Genomic DNA, 18,394 nt, shown 5'->3' with positions numbered 1-18,394 from the left:
ACACCGAAAGCTATCACATACCCAATTTGCTGAAGCGAGACCAACTGGTCACGACTCAGTACCCGAATTTCTTGACGACCATAGAGCATTGGAACCACCTGATCCCATCCCGAACTCAGCAGTGAAACGATGCATCGCCGATGGTAGTGTGGGGTTTCCCCATGTGAGAGTAGGTCATCGTCAAGATTAAATTCCGAAACCCCTGATTGCTAACGCAATCAGGGGTTTTGTTTTGGGCGGTCGGAAAGTATGACGAGCGCCCTTCAAGCGTCATCAATGCTAAAGTCCGGCCATTTCTATGCAATGAGCCTATGCATGGCTATCATGCGTGCCTCATTGTGAGGCGGGACTTGCATGCTGACGTTGTTGAAACTTCTAAAAGATGGTCGATTCCACTCCGGAGAAGCGCTTGGTGCTGCCTTGGGCATTAGTCGCAGCGCTGTATGGAAGCAGCTTAAGCATCTCGAGGCGGAATTGAATCTACCTATCCATAAAGTTCGCGGTAGGGGATATCAATTGGCGACACCCCTGGTTTTGCTGAGTGCTGATGAAATTGCTCGGCATGTGCCGGTTCCCGCATGGCCTGTTCATATATCAGACTCCATTGACTCTACCAATGCTGAAGCGTTGCGTCTTATCGAGGCCGGTCGCACTGCGCCGTTTCTCGTCCTTTCAGAGCAGCAAACTGCCGGCAGGGGGCGGCGAGGGCGAAAGTGGGTCAGTCCTTTCGCTCAAAACGTGTATTACAGCCTCGTGTTGCGGATCGATGGCGGCATGCGTCAGTTGGAGGGCCTAAGCCTCGTAGTCGGGCTGGCAGTTATGCAGGCGCTGCGCGATGCGGGTGTTCGCAATGCTGGATTGAAGTGGCCAAATGACGTTTTGGTGGGCCAGAAAAAGATCGCCGGGATTCTCCTGGAGCTGATCGGGGATCCCGCCGACGTTTGTCATGTCGTCCTCGGTATCGGCATTAATGTGAATATGCAGAAAGCGGATGAGGTCGATCAGCAATGGACCTCCATGCAGTTGGAGGCGGGCAGTGCTGTCGATCGTAACTACTTGGTAGCGCGTCTTGGCGTGCAACTGCAGGCTTATCTTGATCGCCACCAGGCGTCCGGCTTTTCCGCGATCCAGGGTGAGTGGGAGCAGAACCATTTATGGCAAGGTCGGCCAGTCTCGCTCATCGCGGGTGTTAATCAGATTGATGGAGTGGTATTGGGAATCGACGGGCAAGGTGCGTTACGGTTGAGCGTGGACGGTGTCGAAAAAATATATAGCGGCGGTGAGCTAAGCCTGAGGTTGCGTGATGATTCTTGAGCTCGACTGTGGGAATAGCTTTATCAAATGGCGTGTGCTTGAGTCGGATAAGGCTCGGATCTTTGCAGAGGGCGTCGTTGGTTCAGATGCCTCGTTGATCGACAGTCTGCTCGCTCTCACGGGGCTCGCGCTAAGGGACTGTCGGCTGGTGAGTGTCCGCGCCCTGGATGAGACGAATCAGCTGGTGGCTACCTTGGTGGAGGCGTTTGGCGTGAAAGTCCTCTGTGCTGCTTCGGCAAGGCAGATGGGCGGAGTCTGGAACGGATACGAAGACTTTGAGCGCCTTGGATTGGACCGCTGGCTCGCCATGCTGGGTGGTTTTCAGCTGGCCTCGGGCGCGTGCCTGGTGCTCGATTTTGGCACCGCGGCAACAGCTGACTTCATTGCTGCGGACGGTGAGCATCTCGGAGGCTTTATTTGTCCCGGTATGCCGCTGATGCGTAACCAGTTGCGAACCCATACCCGCAAAATACGCTACGACGATATTGCCGCTGAGCGCGCCCTTGAGGCCTTGTCTCCAGGGCGTACAACCGTAGAGGCAGTAGAGCGCGGCTGTACGCTCATGCTGAGAGGTTTTGTGCTGACGCAGTTGGAATTGGCTCGAAGCTATTGGGGCGCCGATTTCACCGTCTTCCTTACCGGTGGTGATGCTGAATTGGTGGCTGACGCAGTGCCTCACGGGAGGCTTGTTCCTGATCTGGTTTTTGTTGGCTTGGCGATGGCGTGCCCTTTGTCCTGAGGTTTTTATGCGTTGGCTGTTTCTGCTTTTGCTGGTCCTCAATGTCTTCTATTACATCTGGCATCAGCAGGAAGCGCCTCTACGGGCTAAAGATGTCACGCCTTTGGCGCTCTATCGTGGCTCTCAGCAAGATATCCGGTTGTTAAGCGAGTCAGCCGATGCGATGGTGCGGCGAGACAGGGTAAAAGCGCCTGAAGCGCAGCCTGCATGCCTGTACATCGGCGGCCTGGCCGATCTGAAAGAGGCTCAGTCCGTCGAGCAGCGCCTCACAAGCCTGGATATCAAGGTCAAATTGCAATCTCTGAACTTGTCTGATGCTCCGGGGTACTGGCTGCGAGTAGCCCCTGAAAGCAGGCGCTTGGCCGATGATCTGCCCTTTGAAAACCTTGCTAATGAATTCAATGAGTTAAAACATAAAATAATGCCGTGCGAAGGCATTGCAACCTTCGAATAGTTTGCATAGAATGGCGCCCGCTTCGCAGTGAAGACCTCTTGGGTCGACAAGGTGAAGCGAAGGTCAACGCAGCTAACCTCATATTTTTTAATGAGAAAGTGGTTGACAGAAGGCTGGCATGATGTAGAATGCCGGCTCGCTTAGGAGGGGTTCCCGAGCGGCCAAAGGGATCAGACTGTAAATCTGACGTCTACGACTTCGAAGGTTCGAATCCTTCCCCCTCCACCATTTTAGCGTGAGCTGCAAGCTCCGCGGGTATAGTTTAGTGGTAGAACCTCAGCCTTCCAAGCTGATGATGCGGGTTCGATTCCCGCTACCCGCTCCAAGTTTGCAGGTTGTGCAAGTTGTTTCGCTCTTGTAGCTCAGTTGGTAGAGCACACCCTTGGTAAGGGTGAGGTCAGCGGTTCAAATCCGCTCAAGAGCTCCATATAACAAGGCAGATATGAAAATATCTGCCTTTGTTTTAACAGCTACCTCTGATTGATTCTGCGCTCTCTCGTGATTTTGTTTGGGTAGGTTCCAGGTTCGCAGGGGTTTGTTGTTGTAAAGTCTTTTTCAGATCGGCATAATTGTCGGCCTGATTTTGTTTTAGGTCAGTAGCTCAATTGGCAGAGCGACGGTCTCCAAAACCGTAGGTTGGGGGTTCGATTCCCTCCTGACCTGCCAGATTCACTTGGTGTGTCTGGCTTTCTTTTCACAGGATCTTCATAGATGACTCCTAAGGCTGAAGCTCAAGGCTCTCGCTTCGATCTGCTCAAGTGGCTTGTAGTAGTCGCTGTTGTGGTGGTAGGCGTTGTTGGCAACCAGTACTACTCTGCGTCGCCGATCCTGTACCGTGTACTCGCATTGCTCGCCCTTGCTGCTGTCGCTGCCTTTGTTGGCCTGCAGACTGCAAAAGGCAAGTCGTTTGCGGTCCTGGTAAAGGAAGCTCGTACCGAGATCCGTAAAGTCGTTTGGCCGACTCGCCAAGAAACCACGCAGACCACGTTGATTGTGGTAGCTGTTGTTCTGGTTATGGCGTTGCTGTTGTGGGGGCTTGATTCCCTGCTCGGCTGGCTTGTTTCCTTGATTGTTGGCTAAGGGTGTCCCGTGGCTAAGCGTTGGTACGTTGTGCATGCTTACTCGGGTTACGAGAAGCATGTCATGCGCTCTTTGCTAGAGCGCGTAAAGCTGGCAGGCATGGAAGATGGCTTCGGCGAAATTCTGGTTCCCACTGAAGAAGTGGTTGAAATGCGTAATGGCCAGAAACGCAAAAGCGAGCGCAAGTTCTTCCCTGGCTACGTGCTGGTTCAAATGGACATGAATGAGGGTACTTGGCACTTGGTCAAGGACACTCCTCGCGTCATGGGTTTCATCGGCGGTACTGCTGATAAGCCTGCTCCGATCACCGACAAAGAGGCGGAAGCAATTCTGCGTCGTGTTGCTGATGGTAGCGACAAGCCCAAGCCGAAGACGTTGTTCGAGCCGGGTGAGGTTGTTCGTGTCACAGATGGTCCGTTTGCAGATTTTAACGGTACTGTCGAAGAAGTTAACTACGAAAAGAGCCGGATCCAAGTGGCAGTGCTCATTTTCGGTCGCTCTACTCCGGTAGAGCTAGAGTTCAGCCAGGTCGAAAAAGTCTAGCTGAGCAAGCATCCCAACCCCGCAGCCTTAGGCTGTGGGGTTTTGTCGTCACTGGGATAAACGCGCAAGTAACCGGGGAGCCTTTCGAGGCGTTCGAACCCGTAATTGGAGTGCCTCATGGCCAAGAAGATTACCGCTTACATCAAGCTGCAAGTGAAGGCCGCTCAGGCCAACCCAAGCCCACCTGTTGGTCCAGCTTTGGGTCAGCACGGCGTGAACATCATGGAATTCTGCAAGGCCTTCAACGCCCGTACTCAGGGTATTGAGCCAGGTCTGCCGACTCCAGTGATCATCACTGTATACAGCGACCGTAGCTTCACCTTCGAAACCAAGTCGACCCCGGCTTCGGTTCTGTTAAAGAAGGCTGCTGGTCTGACTAGCGGTTCCGCTCGTCCTAACACCGTTAAGGTTGGCACCGTGACCCGTGCTCAGCTGGAAGAAATCGCGAAAACCAAAAACGCGGATCTGACTGCAGCTGATATGGATGCAGCCGTGCGTACCATCGCCGGTTCTGCTCGTAGCATGGGCCTTAACGTGGAGGGTGTGTAATGGCTAAGCTGACCAAGCGCCAAAAGGCTATCGCCGGTAAAATCGAAGCGGGCAAGTCCTACAACTTTGTAGACGCTGCTGCTCTGCTGACCGAGCTGTCGACTGTCAAGTTCAGCGAGTCTGTTGACGTTGCTGTAAACCTGGGCGTTGACCCACGTAAATCCGACCAGGTCGTTCGTAGCGCTACTGTGCTGCCACACGGTACTGGCAAGACTGTACGTGTTGCTGTCTTCACCCAAGGCCCAGCAGCTGAAGCTGCTCTGGCCGCCGGCGCCGATCGCGTTGGCATGGACGACCTGGCTGCCGAAATGAAAGGCGGCGACCTGAACTATGACGTCGTAATTGCTTCCCCGGATGCAATGCGCGTTGTAGGTCAGTTGGGTCAGATCCTCGGTCCACGTGGTCTGATGCCTAACCCTAAAGTCGGCACCGTAACTCCAGACGTAGCTACCGCGGTTAAAAACGCCAAGGCTGGTCAGGTTCGTTATCGCACCGACAAAAACGGCATCATTCACACCTCCGTTGGCAAAGTCGGCTTTGATGCCGTCAAGCTGAAGGAAAACGTTGAAGCTCTGATCGCTGATCTGAAGCGTATCAAGCCAGCTTCCTCGAAAGGTATCTACGTCAAGCGCGTTACCCTGAGCACCACTATGGGCCCAGGTCTGGTCATCGACCAAGGCTCGCTGGACGTATAAGACACAAATTGGCGCAAGTAATTGCGCCAATTGAAAGATTGGGGTCCCTGCCTGGCGGGGGCTATCCAAGACCGTAGGCGACGCAAGTCTTAAACCACAAGCCTACGCAGATGGTGCTCCCGGTTCCTTACCGAATCAGACACCAAAACGACATCCGGCCTAGGCCAGATGAAACGGTAACAAGCAGGAGTTAAACCCGTGGCAATTAATCTCGAAGACAAGAAGGCCATCGTCGCTGAAGTCAACGAGGCTGCCAAAGCTGCTCTGTCCGCTGTCGTGGCTGATGCCCGTGGTGTGACAGTAAGCGCTATGACCGGACTCCGTAAAGAGGCTCGTGAAGCTGGCGTATACGTACGTGTTGTACGTAACACCCTGCTCAAGCGCGCTGTTGCTGGCACTGAATACAGTGTCCTCAACGACGTGTTCACCGGCCCGACCCTGATTGCGTTCTCCACAGATCATCCAGGCGCTGCTGCCCGTTTGTTCAAGGAATTCGCCAAGGGTCAGGACAAGTTCGAGATCAAGGCAGCTGCGTTCGAGGGCAAGTTCCTCGCAGCTAACCAAATCGACGTACTGGCAACACTGCCGACCCGTAACGAAGCTATTTCTCAGCTGATGAGCGTGATTCAAGGCGCTACCAGCAAGTTGGCTCGTACTCTGGCCGCAGTTCGCGAGCAAAAAGAAGCTGCCGCAGCCTAAGGCTGAGCAACTCCTCTCGCGTATTTTTGTTTATTTCGATGGCCGCGTAGGCCGTCCCCCAATTCAGGAATTACAGCAATGTCTATCTCCCAAGACGATATCCTCAACGCCGTAGCTGAAATGTCGGTTCTGCAGGTTGTTGAGCTGATCAAAGCTTTCGAAGAAAAATTCGGTGTTTCCGCTGCCGCTGCTTCCGCTGGCCCAGCTGCTGCTGCAGTTGTTGCTGAAGAGCAAACCGAATTCAACGTCATGCTGCTGGAAGCTGGCGAGAAGAAAGTAAACGTGATCAAGGCAGTACGTGAACTGACCGGTCTGGGCCTGAAAGAAGCCAAGGCAGTAGTTGACGGCGCCCCTGCCCAGGTTCTGGAAGCAGTGTCGAAAGACGCAGCTGACAAAGCTAAAGCAACGCTGGAAGAAGCAGGCGCTAAAGTCGAGCTGAAGTAAGCATCGACCTTGCGTCTCCAGCCCAAGCGTTAAGCTGAAGGCTGATGGCTGGTGGCTCTTGCCACCGGCCTTTTTCCGTTATTGGCAATCGACTCGGTCGTCGCCTCTAACGCGCTGTAACCACCCGATGCGGTGGCGCAAACCATGGGGTTTGCAAGATTTTCTGGCTGCTCCCGTCGGGAGGGGCCAAACAAGCAGGTGACCAAGCTGGGGAACGCTGATGGCTTACTCATATACTGAGAAAAAACGTATCCGCAAGGACTTTAGCAAGTTGCCGGACGTCATGGATGTCCCGTACCTTCTGGCTATCCAGCTGGATTCGTATCGTGAATTCTTGCAGGCGGGAGCGACCAAAGATCAGTTCCGCGACGTGGGCCTGCATGCGGCCTTCAAATCCGTTTTCCCGATCATCAGCTACTCCGGCAATGCTGCGCTGGAGTACGTCGGTTATCGCCTGGGCGAACCGGCATTTGATGTCAAAGAATGCGTGTTGCGCGGTGTTACGTACGCCGTACCTTTGCGGGTAAAAGTCCGTCTGATCATCTTCGACAAAGAGTCGTCGAACAAAGCGATCAAGGACATCAAAGAGCAAGAAGTCTACATGGGTGAAATCCCCCTGATGACTGAGAACGGTACCTTCGTTATCAACGGTACCGAGCGTGTTATCGTTTCCCAGCTGCACCGTTCCCCGGGCGTGTTCTTCGACCACGACCGCGGCAAGACGCACAGCTCCGGCAAGCTCCTGTACTCCGCGCGGATCATTCCGTACCGTGGTTCGTGGTTGGACTTCGAGTTCGACCCGAAAGACTGCGTGTTCGTGCGTATCGACCGTCGTCGCAAGCTGCCGGCCTCGGTACTGCTGCGCGCGCTCGGCTATACCACTGAGCAAGTGCTGGATGCCTTCTATACCACTAACGTATTCCATGTGAGCGGTGAAACCCTCAGCCTGGAACTGGTGCCTCAGCGCCTGCGTGGTGAGATTGCCGTTCTGGACATCCAGGACGAAAAAGGCAAGGTCATCGTTGAAGCTGGCCGCCGTATTACCGCGCGCCACATCAACCAGATCGAAAAAGCCGGTATCAAGACGCTGGAAGTGCCTCTGGACTACGTCCTGGGTCGCACCACCGCCAAGGTCATCGTGCACCCGGCCACCGGCGAAATCCTGGCTGAATGCAACACCGAGCTGAACACCGAGATCCTGGGCAAGATCGCCAAGTCTCAGGTTGTTCGCATCGAGACCCTGTACACCAACGACATCGACTGCGGTCCGTTCGTCTCTGACACCCTGAAGATCGACTCCACCAGCAACCAATTGGAAGCGCTGGTCGAGATCTATCGCATGATGCGTCCTGGCGAGCCACCAACCAAAGACGCTGCCGAGACCCTGTTCAACAACCTGTTCTTCAGCCCTGAGCGCTATGACCTGTCTGCGGTCGGCCGGATGAAGTTCAACCGTCGTATCGGTCGTACCGAGATCGAAGGTTCGGGCGTGTTGTGCAAGGAAGACATCGTCGCGGTACTGAAGACCCTGGTCGACATCCGTAACGGTAAAGGCATCGTCGATGACATCGACCACCTGGGTAACCGTCGTGTTCGCTGCGTAGGCGAAATGGCTGAGAACCAGTTCCGCGTTGGCCTGGTACGTGTTGAGCGTGCGGTCAAAGAGCGTCTGTCGATGGCAGAAAGCGAAGGCCTGATGCCGCAAGACCTGATCAACGCCAAGCCAGTGGCTGCGGCGGTGAAAGAGTTCTTCGGTTCCAGCCAGCTCTCGCAGTTCATGGACCAGAACAACCCGCTCTCCGAGATCACCCACAAGCGCCGTGTTTCCGCACTGGGCCCGGGCGGTCTGACTCGTGAGCGTGCAGGCTTTGAAGTTCGTGACGTACACCCGACTCACTATGGTCGTGTATGCCCGATTGAAACGCCGGAAGGTCCGAACATCGGCCTGATCAACTCCCTGGCTGCTTATGCGCGCACCAACCAGTACGGCTTCCTTGAGAGCCCGTACCGTGTGGTGAAAGACGCACTGGTCACCGACGAGATCGTGTTCCTGTCCGCCATCGAAGAAGCTGATCACGTGATCGCTCAGGCTTCGGCCACGATGAACGACAAGAAAATGCTGATCGACGAGCTGGTAGCTGTTCGTCACTTGAACGAGTTCACCGTCAAGGCGCCGGAAGACGTCACCTTGATGGACGTTTCGCCGAAGCAGGTAGTTTCGGTTGCAGCGTCGCTGATCCCGTTCCTGGAACACGATGACGCCAACCGTGCGTTGATGGGTTCCAACATGCAGCGTCAAGCTGTACCCACCCTGCGTGCTGACAAGCCGCTGGTAGGTACCGGCATGGAGCGTAACGTAGCCCGTGACTCCGGAGTTTGCGTCGTGGCTCGTCGTGGCGGCGTGATCGACTCCGTTGATGCCAGCCGTATCGTGGTTCGTGTTGCCGATGACGAAGTTGAAACTGGCGAAGCCGGTGTCGACATCTACAACCTGACCAAATACACCCGCTCCAACCAGAACACCTGCATCAACCAGCGTCCGCTGGTAAGCAAGGGTGATCGGGTTCAGCGCAGCGACATCATGGCAGACGGTCCGTCCACCGATATGGGTGAGCTGGCACTGGGTCAGAACATGCGCATCGCGTTCATGGCCTGGAACGGTTACAACTTCGAAGACTCCATCTGCCTGTCCGAGCGTGTGGTTCAGGAAGATCGCTTCACCACGATCCACATTCAGGAACTGACCTGTGTGGCACGTGACACCAAGCTTGGGCCAGAGGAAATCACTGCAGACATCCCGAACGTGGGTGAAGCTGCACTGAACAAGCTGGACGAAGCCGGTATCGTTTACGTAGGTGCTGAAGTTGGCGCAGGCGACATCCTGGTAGGTAAGGTCACTCCGAAAGGCGAGACCCAACTGACTCCGGAAGAGAAACTGTTGCGTGCCATCTTCGGTGAAAAAGCCAGCGACGTTAAAGACACTTCCCTGCGCGTACCTACCGGTACCAAGGGCACTGTCATCGACGTACAGGTCTTCACCCGTGACGGCGTTGAGCGTGATGCTCGTGCACTGTCCATCGAGAAGACCCAACTCGACGAGATCCGCAAGGACCTGAACGAAGAGTTCCGTATCGTTGAAGGCGCGACTTTCGAACGTCTGCGTTCCGCCCTGGTAGGCCACAAGGCTGAAGGCGGCGCAGGTCTGAAGAAAGGTCAGGACATCACCGACGAAGTTCTCGACGGTCTTGAGCACGGCCAGTGGTTCAAACTGCGCATGGCTGAAGATGCTCTGAACGAGCAGCTCGAGAAGGCTCAGGCCTACATCGTTGATCGCCGCCGTCTGCTGGACGACAAGTTCGAAGACAAGAAGCGCAAACTGCAGCAGGGCGATGACCTGGCTCCAGGCGTGCTGAAAATCGTCAAGGTTTACCTGGCAATCCGTCGCCGCATCCAGCCGGGCGACAAGATGGCCGGTCGTCACGGTAACAAAGGTGTGGTCTCTGTGATCATGCCGGTTGAAGACATGCCGCACGATGCCAATGGCACCCCGGTCGACGTCGTCCTCAACCCGTTGGGCGTACCTTCGCGTATGAACGTTGGTCAGATCCTTGAAACCCACCTGGGCCTCGCGGCCAAAGGTCTGGGCGAGAAGATCAACCGTATGATCGAAGAGCAGCGCAAGGTTGCTGACCTGCGTAAGTTCCTGCACGAGATCTACAACGAGATCGGCGGTCGTAACGAAGAGCTGGACACCTTCACCGACCAGGAAATCCTGGATCTGGCGAAGAACCTGCGTGGTGGCGTTCCAATGGCTACTCCGGTGTTCGACGGTGCCAAGGAAAGCGAAATCAAGGCCATGCTGAAACTGGCAGACCTGCCAGAAAGCGGCCAGATGCAGCTGTTCGACGGCCGTACCGGCAACAAGTTTGAGCGCCCGGTTACTGTTGGCTACATGTACATGCTGAAGCTGAACCACTTGGTAGACGACAAGATGCACGCTCGTTCTACCGGTTCGTACAGCCTGGTTACCCAGCAGCCGCTGGGTGGTAAGGCTCAGTTCGGTGGTCAGCGTTTCGGGGAGATGGAGGTCTGGGCACTGGAAGCATACGGTGCTGCTTACACTCTGCAAGAAATGCTCACAGTGAAGTCGGACGATGTGAACGGTCGGACCAAGATGTACAAAAACATCGTGGACGGCGATCACCGTATGGAGCCGGGCATGCCCGAGTCTTTCAACGTGTTGATCAAAGAAATTCGTTCCCTCGGCATCGATATCGATCTGGAAACCGAATAACACGTGACGCGAATCGAGAGCGGGGCTGCTTAGCCCGCTCTCTGCTCCGCCAGGAGGAAAGGCCTTGAAAGACCTACTGAATTTGCTGAAAAACCAGGGTCAAGTCGAAGAGTTCGACGCCATCCGTATTGGATTGGCATCGCCTGAGATGATCCGTTCGTGGTCGTTCGGTGAAGTTAAAAAGCCGGAAACCATTAACTACCGTACGTTCAAACCAGAACGTGACGGCCTGTTCTGCGCCAAGATCTTTGGCCCGGTAAAGGATTACGAGTGCCTGTGCGGTAAGTACAAGCGCTTGAAGCACCGTGGTGTGATCTGCGAGAAGTGCGGCGTTGAAGTTGCACTGGCCAAGGTTCGTCGTGAGCGCATGGCGCACATCGAACTGGCTTCGCCGGTTGCCCATATCTGGTTCCTGAAATCGCTGCCGTCCCGTATCGGCTTGCTGATGGACATGACCCTGCGTGATATCGAACGCGTTCTCTACTTCGAGAGCTACGTCGTTATCGATCCAGGCATGACCACCCTTGAAAAGGGTCAGTTGCTGAATGACGAGCAGTACTTCGAAGCGCTGGAAGAGTTCGGCGACGATTTCGATGCTCGCATGGGTGCCGAAGCCGTCCGCGAACTGCTGCACGCTATCGACCTGGAACACGAGATTGGCCGTCTGCGTGAAGAGATTCCGCAAACCAACTCCGAAACCAAGATCAAGAAACTGTCCAAGCGTCTGAAGTTGATGGAAGCCTTCCAGGGTTCCGGCAACTTGCCAGAGTGGATGGTGCTGACCGTTCTGCCGGTTCTGCCGCCAGACCTGCGTCCGCTGGTACCGTTGGATGGCGGTCGCTTCGCGACTTCCGACCTCAACGATCTGTACCGTCGCGTGATCAACCGTAACAACCGCTTGAAGCGTCTGCTCGATCTGTCCGCTCCGGACATCATCGTGCGCAACGAAAAGCGTATGTTGCAAGAAGCTGTCGATGCCTTGCTCGACAACGGTCGTCGTGGCCGCGCTATCACCGGTTCGAACAAGCGTCCTCTGAAATCCTTGGCTGACATGATCAAGGGTAAGCAAGGTCGTTTCCGTCAGAACTTGCTCGGTAAGCGTGTTGACTACTCCGGTCGTTCGGTAATTACCGTAGGCCCGACCCTGCGTCTGCACCAGTGCGGTCTGCCGAAGAAGATGGCTCTCGAGCTGTTCAAACCGTTCATTTTCGGCAAGCTGGAAATGCGTGGTCTCGCGACCACCATCAAAGCCGCCAAGAAAATGGTCGAGCGCGAACTGCCAGAGGTTTGGGACGTTCTTGCTGAAGTGATCCGTGAACACCCGGTTCTCCTCAACCGTGCACCGACCCTTCACCGTCTGGGTATCCAGGCGTTTGAACCGGTACTGATCGAAGGTAAGGCTATCCAGCTGCACCCTCTGGTCTGTGCTGCGTACAACGCCGACTTCGACGGCGACCAAATGGCCGTGCACGTACCGCTGACGCTGGAAGCCCAGTTGGAAGCGCGTGCGTTGATGATGTCGACCAACAACATTCTGTCGCCAGCCAACGGTGAGCCAATCATCGTTCCGTCGCAGGACGTTGTATTGGGTCTGTACTACATGACTCGTGAAGCGATCAACGCCAAGGGCGAAGGTCGTGTGTTCGCGGATCTGCAGGAAGTTGACCGTGTGTTCCGTGCCGGCGAAGCCGCACTGCACGCCAAGGTTAAAGTCCGCATCCACGAAACCATCAACGATCGTGACGGTGGCAGCGTCAAGAACACCCGTATCGTCGACACCACTGTCGGCCGTGCGCTGTTGTTCCAGGTTGTTCCACCTGGCCTGTCGTACGACGTGGTCAACCAGCCAATGAAGAAAAAGGCGATCTCCAAGCTGATCAACCAGTGCTACCGCGTGGTTGGTTTGAAAGAGACCGTTATCTTCGCTGACCAGTTGATGTACACCGGTTTTGCTTATTCGACCATTTCCGGCGTTTCCATCGGTGTTAACGACTTCGTTATCCCGGACGAGAAAGCCGCCATCATCGGTGCTGCTACCGATGAAGTGAAAGAGATCGAAAGCCAGTACGCCTCCGGCCTGGTAACCCAGGGCGAGAAGTACAACAAAGTGATCGACCTTTGGTCCAAGGCCAACGACGAAGTGTCGAAGGCGATGATGTCGAACCTCTCGAAAGAGCGCGTTATCGACCGTCATGGCGTAGAAGTCGATCAAGAGTCGTTCAACTCGATGTACATGATGGCCGACTCGGGCGCACGGGGTTCTGCTGCGCAGATCCGTCAGCTCGCCGGTATGCGTGGCCTGATGGCCAAGCCGGACGGTTCCATCATCGAAACGCCGATTACTGCGAACTTCCGTGAAGGTTTGAGCGTACTTCAGTACTTCATCTCGACTCACGGTGCTCGTAAAGGTCTGGCGGATACCGCGTTGAAAACCGCTAACTCCGGTTACCTGACTCGTCGTCTGGTAGACGTTGCGCAAGACTTGGTTGTGACTGAAGTTGACTGCGGTACCGAACACGGTCTGCTGATGACTCCGCACATTGAAGGCGGCGACGTTGTAGAGCCGTTGGGTGAGCGCGTACTGGGTCGAGTAATCGCCCGTGACGTATTCAAGCCAGGTACCGAGGAAATCATCGTTCCTGCCGGCACTCTGGTAGATGAGAAGTGGGTCGAGTTCATCGAACTCAACAGCATCGACGAAGTGATTGTTCGCTCGCCGATCAGCTGCGAAACCCGCTACGGCATTTGCGCCAAGTGCTACGGCCGTGACTTGGCTCGTGGTCACCAGGTGAACATCGGTGAAGCGGTCGGCGTTATCGCTGCCCAGTCCATCGGTGAGCCGGGTACCCAGCTGACCATGCGTACGTTCCACATCGGTGGTGCGGCAAGCCGGACCTCCGCAGCTGATAGCGTTCAGGTGAAGAATGGCGGTACCGTCCGTCTGCACAACCTGAAGCACGTTGAGCGAGTGGATGGCCACCTGGTTGCTGTGTCCCGTTCCGGTGAGCTGGCAATCGCTGATGACTACGGTCGTGAGCGCGAGCGTTACAAGCTGCCGTACGGTGCTGTGATTTCGGTTAAAGAAGGTGACAAGGTCGACGCTGGCGCAATCGTGGCCAAGTGGGATCCGCACACTCACCCAATCGTTACCGAAATGAAAGGTACCGTGACCTACGTGGGCATGGAAGAAGGCATCACGATCAAGCGTCAGACTGACGAATTGACCGGTATGACCAACATTGAAGTACTCGACGCCAAAGACCGTCCAGCTGCAGGCAAAGATATCCGTCCTGCTGTAAAGATGGTTGATGACAACGGCAAGGATCTGTTGCTGCCAGGCACTGACGTTATCGCTCAGTACTTCCTGCCAGCCAACGCCTTGGTCGGTGTTGCGGATGGTGCGAAGATCGCGATCGGTGATGTTATCGCTCGTATCCCGCAAGAAACTTCGAAGACCCGTGACATCACCGGTGGTCTGCCGCGTGTTGCCGACTTGTTCGAAGCTCGTCGTCCGAAAGAAGCGTCGATTCTGGCTGAAGTCAGCGGCACCATCGCGTTCGGTAAAGAGACCAAAGGCAAGCGCCGTCTGGTCATTACCCCGAACGACGGTAGCGATCCGTACGAAGAGCTGATTCCGAAGTGGCGTCACCTGAACGTCTTCGAAGGCGAACAGGTAAACCGCGGCGAAGTTATCTCCGACGGCCCGAGCGATCCACACGACATCCTGCGTCTGCTGGGTGTGAGTGCGCTGGCCAAGTACATCGTTAACGAGATCCAGGACGTTTATCGTCTGCAAGGCGTGAAGATCAACGATAAGCACATCGAGACCATCCTGCGTCAGATGCTGCGTAAAGTTGAAATCGCTGAATCCGGCGATTCGAGTTTCATCAAGGGCGACCAGATGGAACTGACTCACGTACTGGTAGAGAACGAGCGTCTGGCTGGCGACGAGAAATTCGTTTCCAAGTTCACTCGTGTGTTGCTGGGTATCACCAAGGCGTCGTTGTCCACTGAGTCGTTCATCTCGGCGGCCTCCTTCCAGGAGACCACTCGTGTACTGACCGAAGCAGCGGTAACCGGCAAGCGCGACTACCTGCGCGGCCTGAAAGAAAACGTGGTTGTGGGTCGACTGATCCCGGCCGGTACCGGCTTGGCCTACCACAGCGAGCGTAAGCGCCGCCGTGAACTCGACAAGCCGCTGCGCGTAAGCGCCAGTGAAGTGGAAGCTGCACTGACCGAAGCGCTGAACTCAAGCGGTAACTGAGTTCTGCAGTAAATAAGACCGGGCCCTGGCAGCCCCGTTCGTCGGATCGAGACAGAATTGTCCCGGTTCGATGGAGGGGGAGGTCGGGGCCTTGCCTTGACTGGGGGCAAGATCCTCTTTAGACTCTTGTACCCCTAAATTTGGCGGGAATTCGTTCCTGCCATTTTGCTTTTCTTGCAAGACAATAGCGTCGCAAGACAACAGTGGAGCTAGTAGATGGCAACTATCAACCAGCTGGTACGTCAGCCGCGTAAGCGTATCGTCGAGAAATCCGACGTGCCTGCGCTGCAGAACTGCCCGCAACGTCGTGGCGTATGCACTCGCGTGTATACCACTACGCCGAAAAAACCTAACTCGGCACTGCGTAAAGTATGCCGTGTGCGTCTGACCAACGGTTTCGAGGTTTCCTCGTACATCGGTGGTGAAGGCCACAACCTGCAAGAGCACAGCGTGGTACTGATCCGCGGCGGTCGTGTAAAAGACTTGCCAGGTGTTCGTTACCACACCGTACGCGGCTCCTTGGATACTTCCGGCGTTAAAGGTCGTAACCAGGGTCGTTCGAAGTACGGTACCAAGAAGCCTAAGTAGTAGCGGCTTTTTGTAAAACTGAATCATCTTATTTTCTGAGTCGATAAGAGTAAGGTCGGAGGCGTCCCGAAAGGGCACTAATTCCGAGCGAACCTGAAGACCGTTTGAGGGCTTATCCATGCCAAGAAGACGCGTAGCAGCCAAGCGCGAAGTGCTTGACGATCCAAAATACGGAAGCCAAATTCTGGCCAAGTTCATGAACCACGTGATGGAAAGCGGCAAGAAAGCCGTTGCCGAGCGTATCGTTTATGGCGCGCTGGAAAAGGTTAAAGAACGCAAGAACAGCGACCCCCTGGAAATCTTCGAGAAAGCTCTCGACGCCATCGCTCCGCTGGTCGAAGTGAAGTCGCGCCGTGTAGGCGGTGCTACTTACCAGGTTCCGGTTGAAGTTCGCCCGTCCCGTCGTAACGCTTTGGCAATGCGCTGGTTGGTAGACTTCGCCCGTAAGCGCGGCGAGAAGTCTATGGCCCTGCGTTTGGCTGGCGAACTGTTGGACGCTGCTGAAGGTAAAGGTGCTGCTGTTAAGAAGCGTGAAGACGTGCACCGTATGGCTGAAGCCAACAAAGCTTTCTCGCACTACCGCTTCTAATTCTAGCTTCACTAATTTTGCGAGGGCTTTATGGCTCGTACTACTCCGATTAGTCGCTACCGTAACATCGGTATCGTCGCTCACGTGGATGCTGGTAAAACCACCACCACCGAGCGCGTCCTTTTTTACACCGGCAAAAGTCACAAGATGGGCGAGGTGCATGACGGCGCCGCGACCACAGACTGGATGGTTCAGGAGCAGGAGCGTGGTATTACCATTACTTCTGCTGCTATTACCGCCTTCTGGAAAGGTTCCGAGAAGCAGTACAAAGATGAGCACCGCTTCAACGTAATCGATACCCCGGGCCACGTAGACTTCACCATTGAAGTTGAACGTTCCCTGCGCGTACTCGACGGCGCTGTCGTTGTGTTCTGCGGCACCTCGGGTGTTGAGCCTCAGTCGGAAACCGTATGGCGTCAAGCCAACAAATACGGCGTTCCACGTCTTGTTTACGTAAACAAGATGGACCGTGCTGGTGCGAACTTCCTGCGCGTGATCGGTCAGATCAAGCAGCGTCTGGGTCACACCCCGGTACCAATCCAGTTGGCTATCGGTTCCGAAGACAACTTCCAGGGCCAGATCGATCTGGTGACCATGGAAGCTGTTTACTGGAACGACGCTGACAAAGGTATGGTTCCTGTTCGCAAGCCTATCCCTGCTGAACTGCAGGAATTGGCTGACGAGTGGCGCAACAACATGGTTGAAGCTGCGGCCGAAGCCAACGAAGAACTGATGAACAAGTACCTCGAAGGTGAAGAACTCACCAACGCGGAAATCAAGGCCGCTCTGCGTCAGCGTACTATCGCTGGTGAGATCGTCTTGGCTGTTTGCGGTTCCTCGTTCAAGAACAAGGGCGTTCCCCTGGTTCTCGATGCTGTGATCGACTACCTGCCGGCCCCAGTGGATATTCCTGCCATCAAGGGTACTGACCCGGATGACGAGACTATCGAGCTGGAGCGTCATGCAGACGACGCAGAACCGTTCTCCGCTCTGGCATTTAAAATTGCCACTGACCCATTCGTGGGTACCTTGACCTTCGTCCGCGTTTACTCGGGCGTGTTGAACTCCGGCGACGGCGTGATCAACTCGGTTAAAGGCAAGAAAGAGCGCGTGGGTCGTATGGTGCAAATGCACGCAAACGCCCGCGAAGAGATCAAGGAAGTACGCGCTGGTGACATCGCGGCCTTGATCGGCATGAAGGACGTCACCACTGGTGAAACCTTGTGCAACGCTGACAAGCCAATCATCCTGGTTCGCATGGACTTCCCGGAGCCGGTTATTTCGGTTGCCGTTGAGCCTAAGACTAAGGATGACCAGGAAAAAATGGGTATCGCTCTGGGCAAGCTCGCTCAGGAGGATCCATCTTTCCGCGTCAAGACTGATGAAGAGACTGGTCAAACGATCATCTCCGGCATGGGCGAGCTTCACCTGGACATCCTGGTTGACCGGATGCGCCGTGAGTTCAACGTCGAAGCCAACATCGGTAAGCCTCAGGTTTCCTATCGTGAGCGCATCACGAAGAACTGTGAAATCGAAGGCAAATTCGTTCGTCAATCCGGCGGTCGTGGCCAGTTCGGCCATTGCTGGATCCGTTTTGCTCCTGCTGATGAAGGTCAGGAAGGTCTGCAATTCGTGAACGAAGTAGTGGGCGGTGTTGTTCCTAAGGAATACATCCCGGCTATCCAGAAGGGTATCGAAGAGCAGATGAAGAACGGTGTTGTTGCCGGCTATCCGCTCATCGGCCTGAAGGCGACCGTTTTTGACGGTTCTTACCACGACGTCGACTCCAACGAGATGGCGTTTAAGGTGGCTGCTTCCATGGCTACCAAGCAACTGGCCCAGAAGGGCGGTGGTGAGTTGCTTGAGCCAATCATGGCAGTAGAAGTCGTTACGCCTGAAGACTACATGGGTGACGTGATGGGCGACCTTAACCGTCGTCGCGGCATGATCTTGGGTATGGAAGATACGGTTTCCGGCAAAGTGATTCGTGCCGAGGTTCCGTTGGGCGAGATGTTCGGTTATGCGACCGACGTTCGTTCCATGTCTCAGGGTCGCGCAAGCTACTCTATGGAATTCAAAAAATACAACACAGCTCCGGCGCACATCGCTGAAACTGTATCCAAAAAACAAGGCTGATTCAGT

The 18,394-nt window shown here is 55.2% G+C and carries 14 protein-coding genes, 4 tRNA genes and 1 rRNA gene; all 19 read left to right on the top strand.

Translation table 11 applies throughout. From position 1 onward, the window contains the following. Positions 1–70: 70 nt before the first annotated feature. A 5S ribosomal RNA gene (rrf, locus tag AU074_RS21875) occupies positions 71–186 on the top strand. 168 nt (positions 187–354) lie between these two features. Then, the gene (gene birA / locus AU074_RS21870; protein ID WP_076016474.1) at positions 355–1,314 is read left to right on the top strand and encodes a bifunctional biotin--[acetyl-CoA-carboxylase] ligase/biotin operon repressor BirA; all 960 of its coding nucleotides are present in this window, start codon (positions 355–357) and stop codon (positions 1,312–1,314) included. Beyond that, positions 1,304–2,053: a pantothenate kinase gene (locus AU074_RS21865; RefSeq protein ID WP_076016473.1), complete on the top strand. Its 750-nt coding sequence runs from the start codon at positions 1,304–1,306 to the stop codon at positions 2,051–2,053. Before birA ends, AU074_RS21865 begins: the two co-directional genes overlap by 11 nt. A 7-nt stretch (positions 2,054–2,060) precedes the next feature. Beyond that, complete coding sequence (locus AU074_RS21860) at positions 2,061–2,507, top strand: hypothetical protein (protein WP_076016472.1); 447 nt, start codon at positions 2,061–2,063, stop codon at positions 2,505–2,507. A gap of 143 nt (positions 2,508–2,650) precedes the next feature. Beyond that, positions 2,651–2,735, top strand: a tRNA-Tyr gene (locus AU074_RS21855). A gap of 23 nt (positions 2,736–2,758) precedes the next feature. Then, positions 2,759–2,832 (top strand) — tRNA-Gly (locus tag AU074_RS21850). A 26-nt stretch (positions 2,833–2,858) separates the two neighbouring features. After that, a tRNA-Thr gene (locus tag AU074_RS21845) sits at positions 2,859–2,934 on the top strand. 163 nt (positions 2,935–3,097) lie between these two features. Beyond that, positions 3,098–3,173 (top strand) — tRNA-Trp (locus AU074_RS21840). A gap of 45 nt (positions 3,174–3,218) precedes the next feature. Next, complete coding sequence (secE, locus tag AU074_RS21835; protein ID WP_076016471.1) at positions 3,219–3,587, top strand: preprotein translocase subunit SecE; 369 nt, start codon at positions 3,219–3,221, stop codon at positions 3,585–3,587. A 9-nt stretch (positions 3,588–3,596) separates the two neighbouring features. Further along, a complete protein-coding gene (gene nusG / locus AU074_RS21830) occupies positions 3,597–4,130 on the top strand; it encodes a transcription termination/antitermination protein NusG (RefSeq protein WP_003176436.1) in 534 nt (177 codons plus the stop codon). Positions 4,131–4,247: 117 nt separating this feature from the next. Further along, entirely contained in the window at positions 4,248–4,679 is a 432-nt protein-coding gene (rplK, locus tag AU074_RS21825; protein WP_003210097.1) for a 50S ribosomal protein L11, read from the top strand. After that, the gene (gene rplA, locus AU074_RS21820; protein ID WP_003176434.1) at positions 4,679–5,374 is read left to right on the top strand and encodes a 50S ribosomal protein L1; all 696 of its coding nucleotides are present in this window, start codon (positions 4,679–4,681) and stop codon (positions 5,372–5,374) included. Before rplK ends, rplA begins: the two co-directional genes overlap by 1 nt. 198 nt (positions 5,375–5,572) lie before the next feature. Continuing rightward, on the top strand, positions 5,573–6,073 hold the full coding sequence (gene rplJ / locus AU074_RS21815) for a 50S ribosomal protein L10 (protein WP_076016470.1): 501 nt from the start codon (positions 5,573–5,575) through the stop codon (positions 6,071–6,073). A 78-nt stretch (positions 6,074–6,151) separates the two neighbouring features. After that, positions 6,152–6,517, top strand: coding sequence for a 50S ribosomal protein L7/L12 (gene rplL, locus AU074_RS21810; protein WP_076016469.1), 366 nt, complete (start codon positions 6,152–6,154; stop codon positions 6,515–6,517). Positions 6,518–6,737: 220 nt separating this feature from the next. Continuing rightward, positions 6,738–10,811, top strand: a complete 4,074-nt coding sequence (gene rpoB / locus AU074_RS21805) for a DNA-directed RNA polymerase subunit beta (RefSeq protein ID WP_076016468.1) — start codon at positions 6,738–6,740, stop codon at positions 10,809–10,811. Positions 10,812–10,875: 64 nt separating this feature from the next. Beyond that, positions 10,876–15,075, top strand: a complete 4,200-nt coding sequence (gene rpoC, locus AU074_RS21800; protein ID WP_076016467.1) for a DNA-directed RNA polymerase subunit beta' — start codon at positions 10,876–10,878, stop codon at positions 15,073–15,075. A gap of 216 nt (positions 15,076–15,291) precedes the next feature. Next, a complete protein-coding gene (gene rpsL / locus AU074_RS21795; RefSeq protein ID WP_002555494.1) occupies positions 15,292–15,663 on the top strand; it encodes a 30S ribosomal protein S12 in 372 nt (123 codons plus the stop codon). A 118-nt stretch (positions 15,664–15,781) separates the two neighbouring features. Beyond that, complete coding sequence (rpsG, locus tag AU074_RS21790) at positions 15,782–16,252, top strand: 30S ribosomal protein S7 (RefSeq protein WP_002555493.1); 471 nt, start codon at positions 15,782–15,784, stop codon at positions 16,250–16,252. 30 nt (positions 16,253–16,282) lie between these two features. Beyond that, complete coding sequence (gene fusA, locus AU074_RS21785) at positions 16,283–18,388, top strand: elongation factor G (RefSeq protein ID WP_076016466.1); 2,106 nt, start codon at positions 16,283–16,285, stop codon at positions 18,386–18,388. Positions 18,389–18,394: the final 6 nt, after the last annotated feature.

It is taken from the genome of Pseudomonas sp. ATCC PTA-122608 (assembly GCF_001952855.1).
GTDB lineage: Bacteria > Pseudomonadota > Gammaproteobacteria > Pseudomonadales > Pseudomonadaceae > Aquipseudomonas.
The sequence above is the reverse complement of the archived record's forward strand: the minus strand, read 5'-3'. Positions and strand labels throughout refer to the sequence as shown.

Coding starts and splice junctions, on each gene's coding strand:
- rpoB (WP_076016468.1), top strand. CDS start 6,738: ATGGCTTACTCATATACTGAGAAAAAACGTATCCGCAAGGACTTTAGC.
- rplA (WP_003176434.1), top strand. CDS start 4,679: ATGGCTAAGCTGACCAAGCGCCAAAAGGCTATCGCCGGTAAAATCGAA.
- rpsL (WP_002555494.1), top strand. CDS start 15,292: ATGGCAACTATCAACCAGCTGGTACGTCAGCCGCGTAAGCGTATCGTC.
- secE (WP_076016471.1), top strand. CDS start 3,219: ATGACTCCTAAGGCTGAAGCTCAAGGCTCTCGCTTCGATCTGCTCAAG.
- AU074_RS21865 (WP_076016473.1), top strand. CDS start 1,304: ATGATTCTTGAGCTCGACTGTGGGAATAGCTTTATCAAATGGCGTGTG.
- AU074_RS21860 (WP_076016472.1), top strand. CDS start 2,061: ATGCGTTGGCTGTTTCTGCTTTTGCTGGTCCTCAATGTCTTCTATTAC.
- fusA (WP_076016466.1), top strand. CDS start 16,283: ATGGCTCGTACTACTCCGATTAGTCGCTACCGTAACATCGGTATCGTC.
- rpsG (WP_002555493.1), top strand. CDS start 15,782: ATGCCAAGAAGACGCGTAGCAGCCAAGCGCGAAGTGCTTGACGATCCA.
- birA (WP_076016474.1), top strand. CDS start 355: ATGCTGACGTTGTTGAAACTTCTAAAAGATGGTCGATTCCACTCCGGA.
- rplK (WP_003210097.1), top strand. CDS start 4,248: ATGGCCAAGAAGATTACCGCTTACATCAAGCTGCAAGTGAAGGCCGCT.
- rplL (WP_076016469.1), top strand. CDS start 6,152: ATGTCTATCTCCCAAGACGATATCCTCAACGCCGTAGCTGAAATGTCG.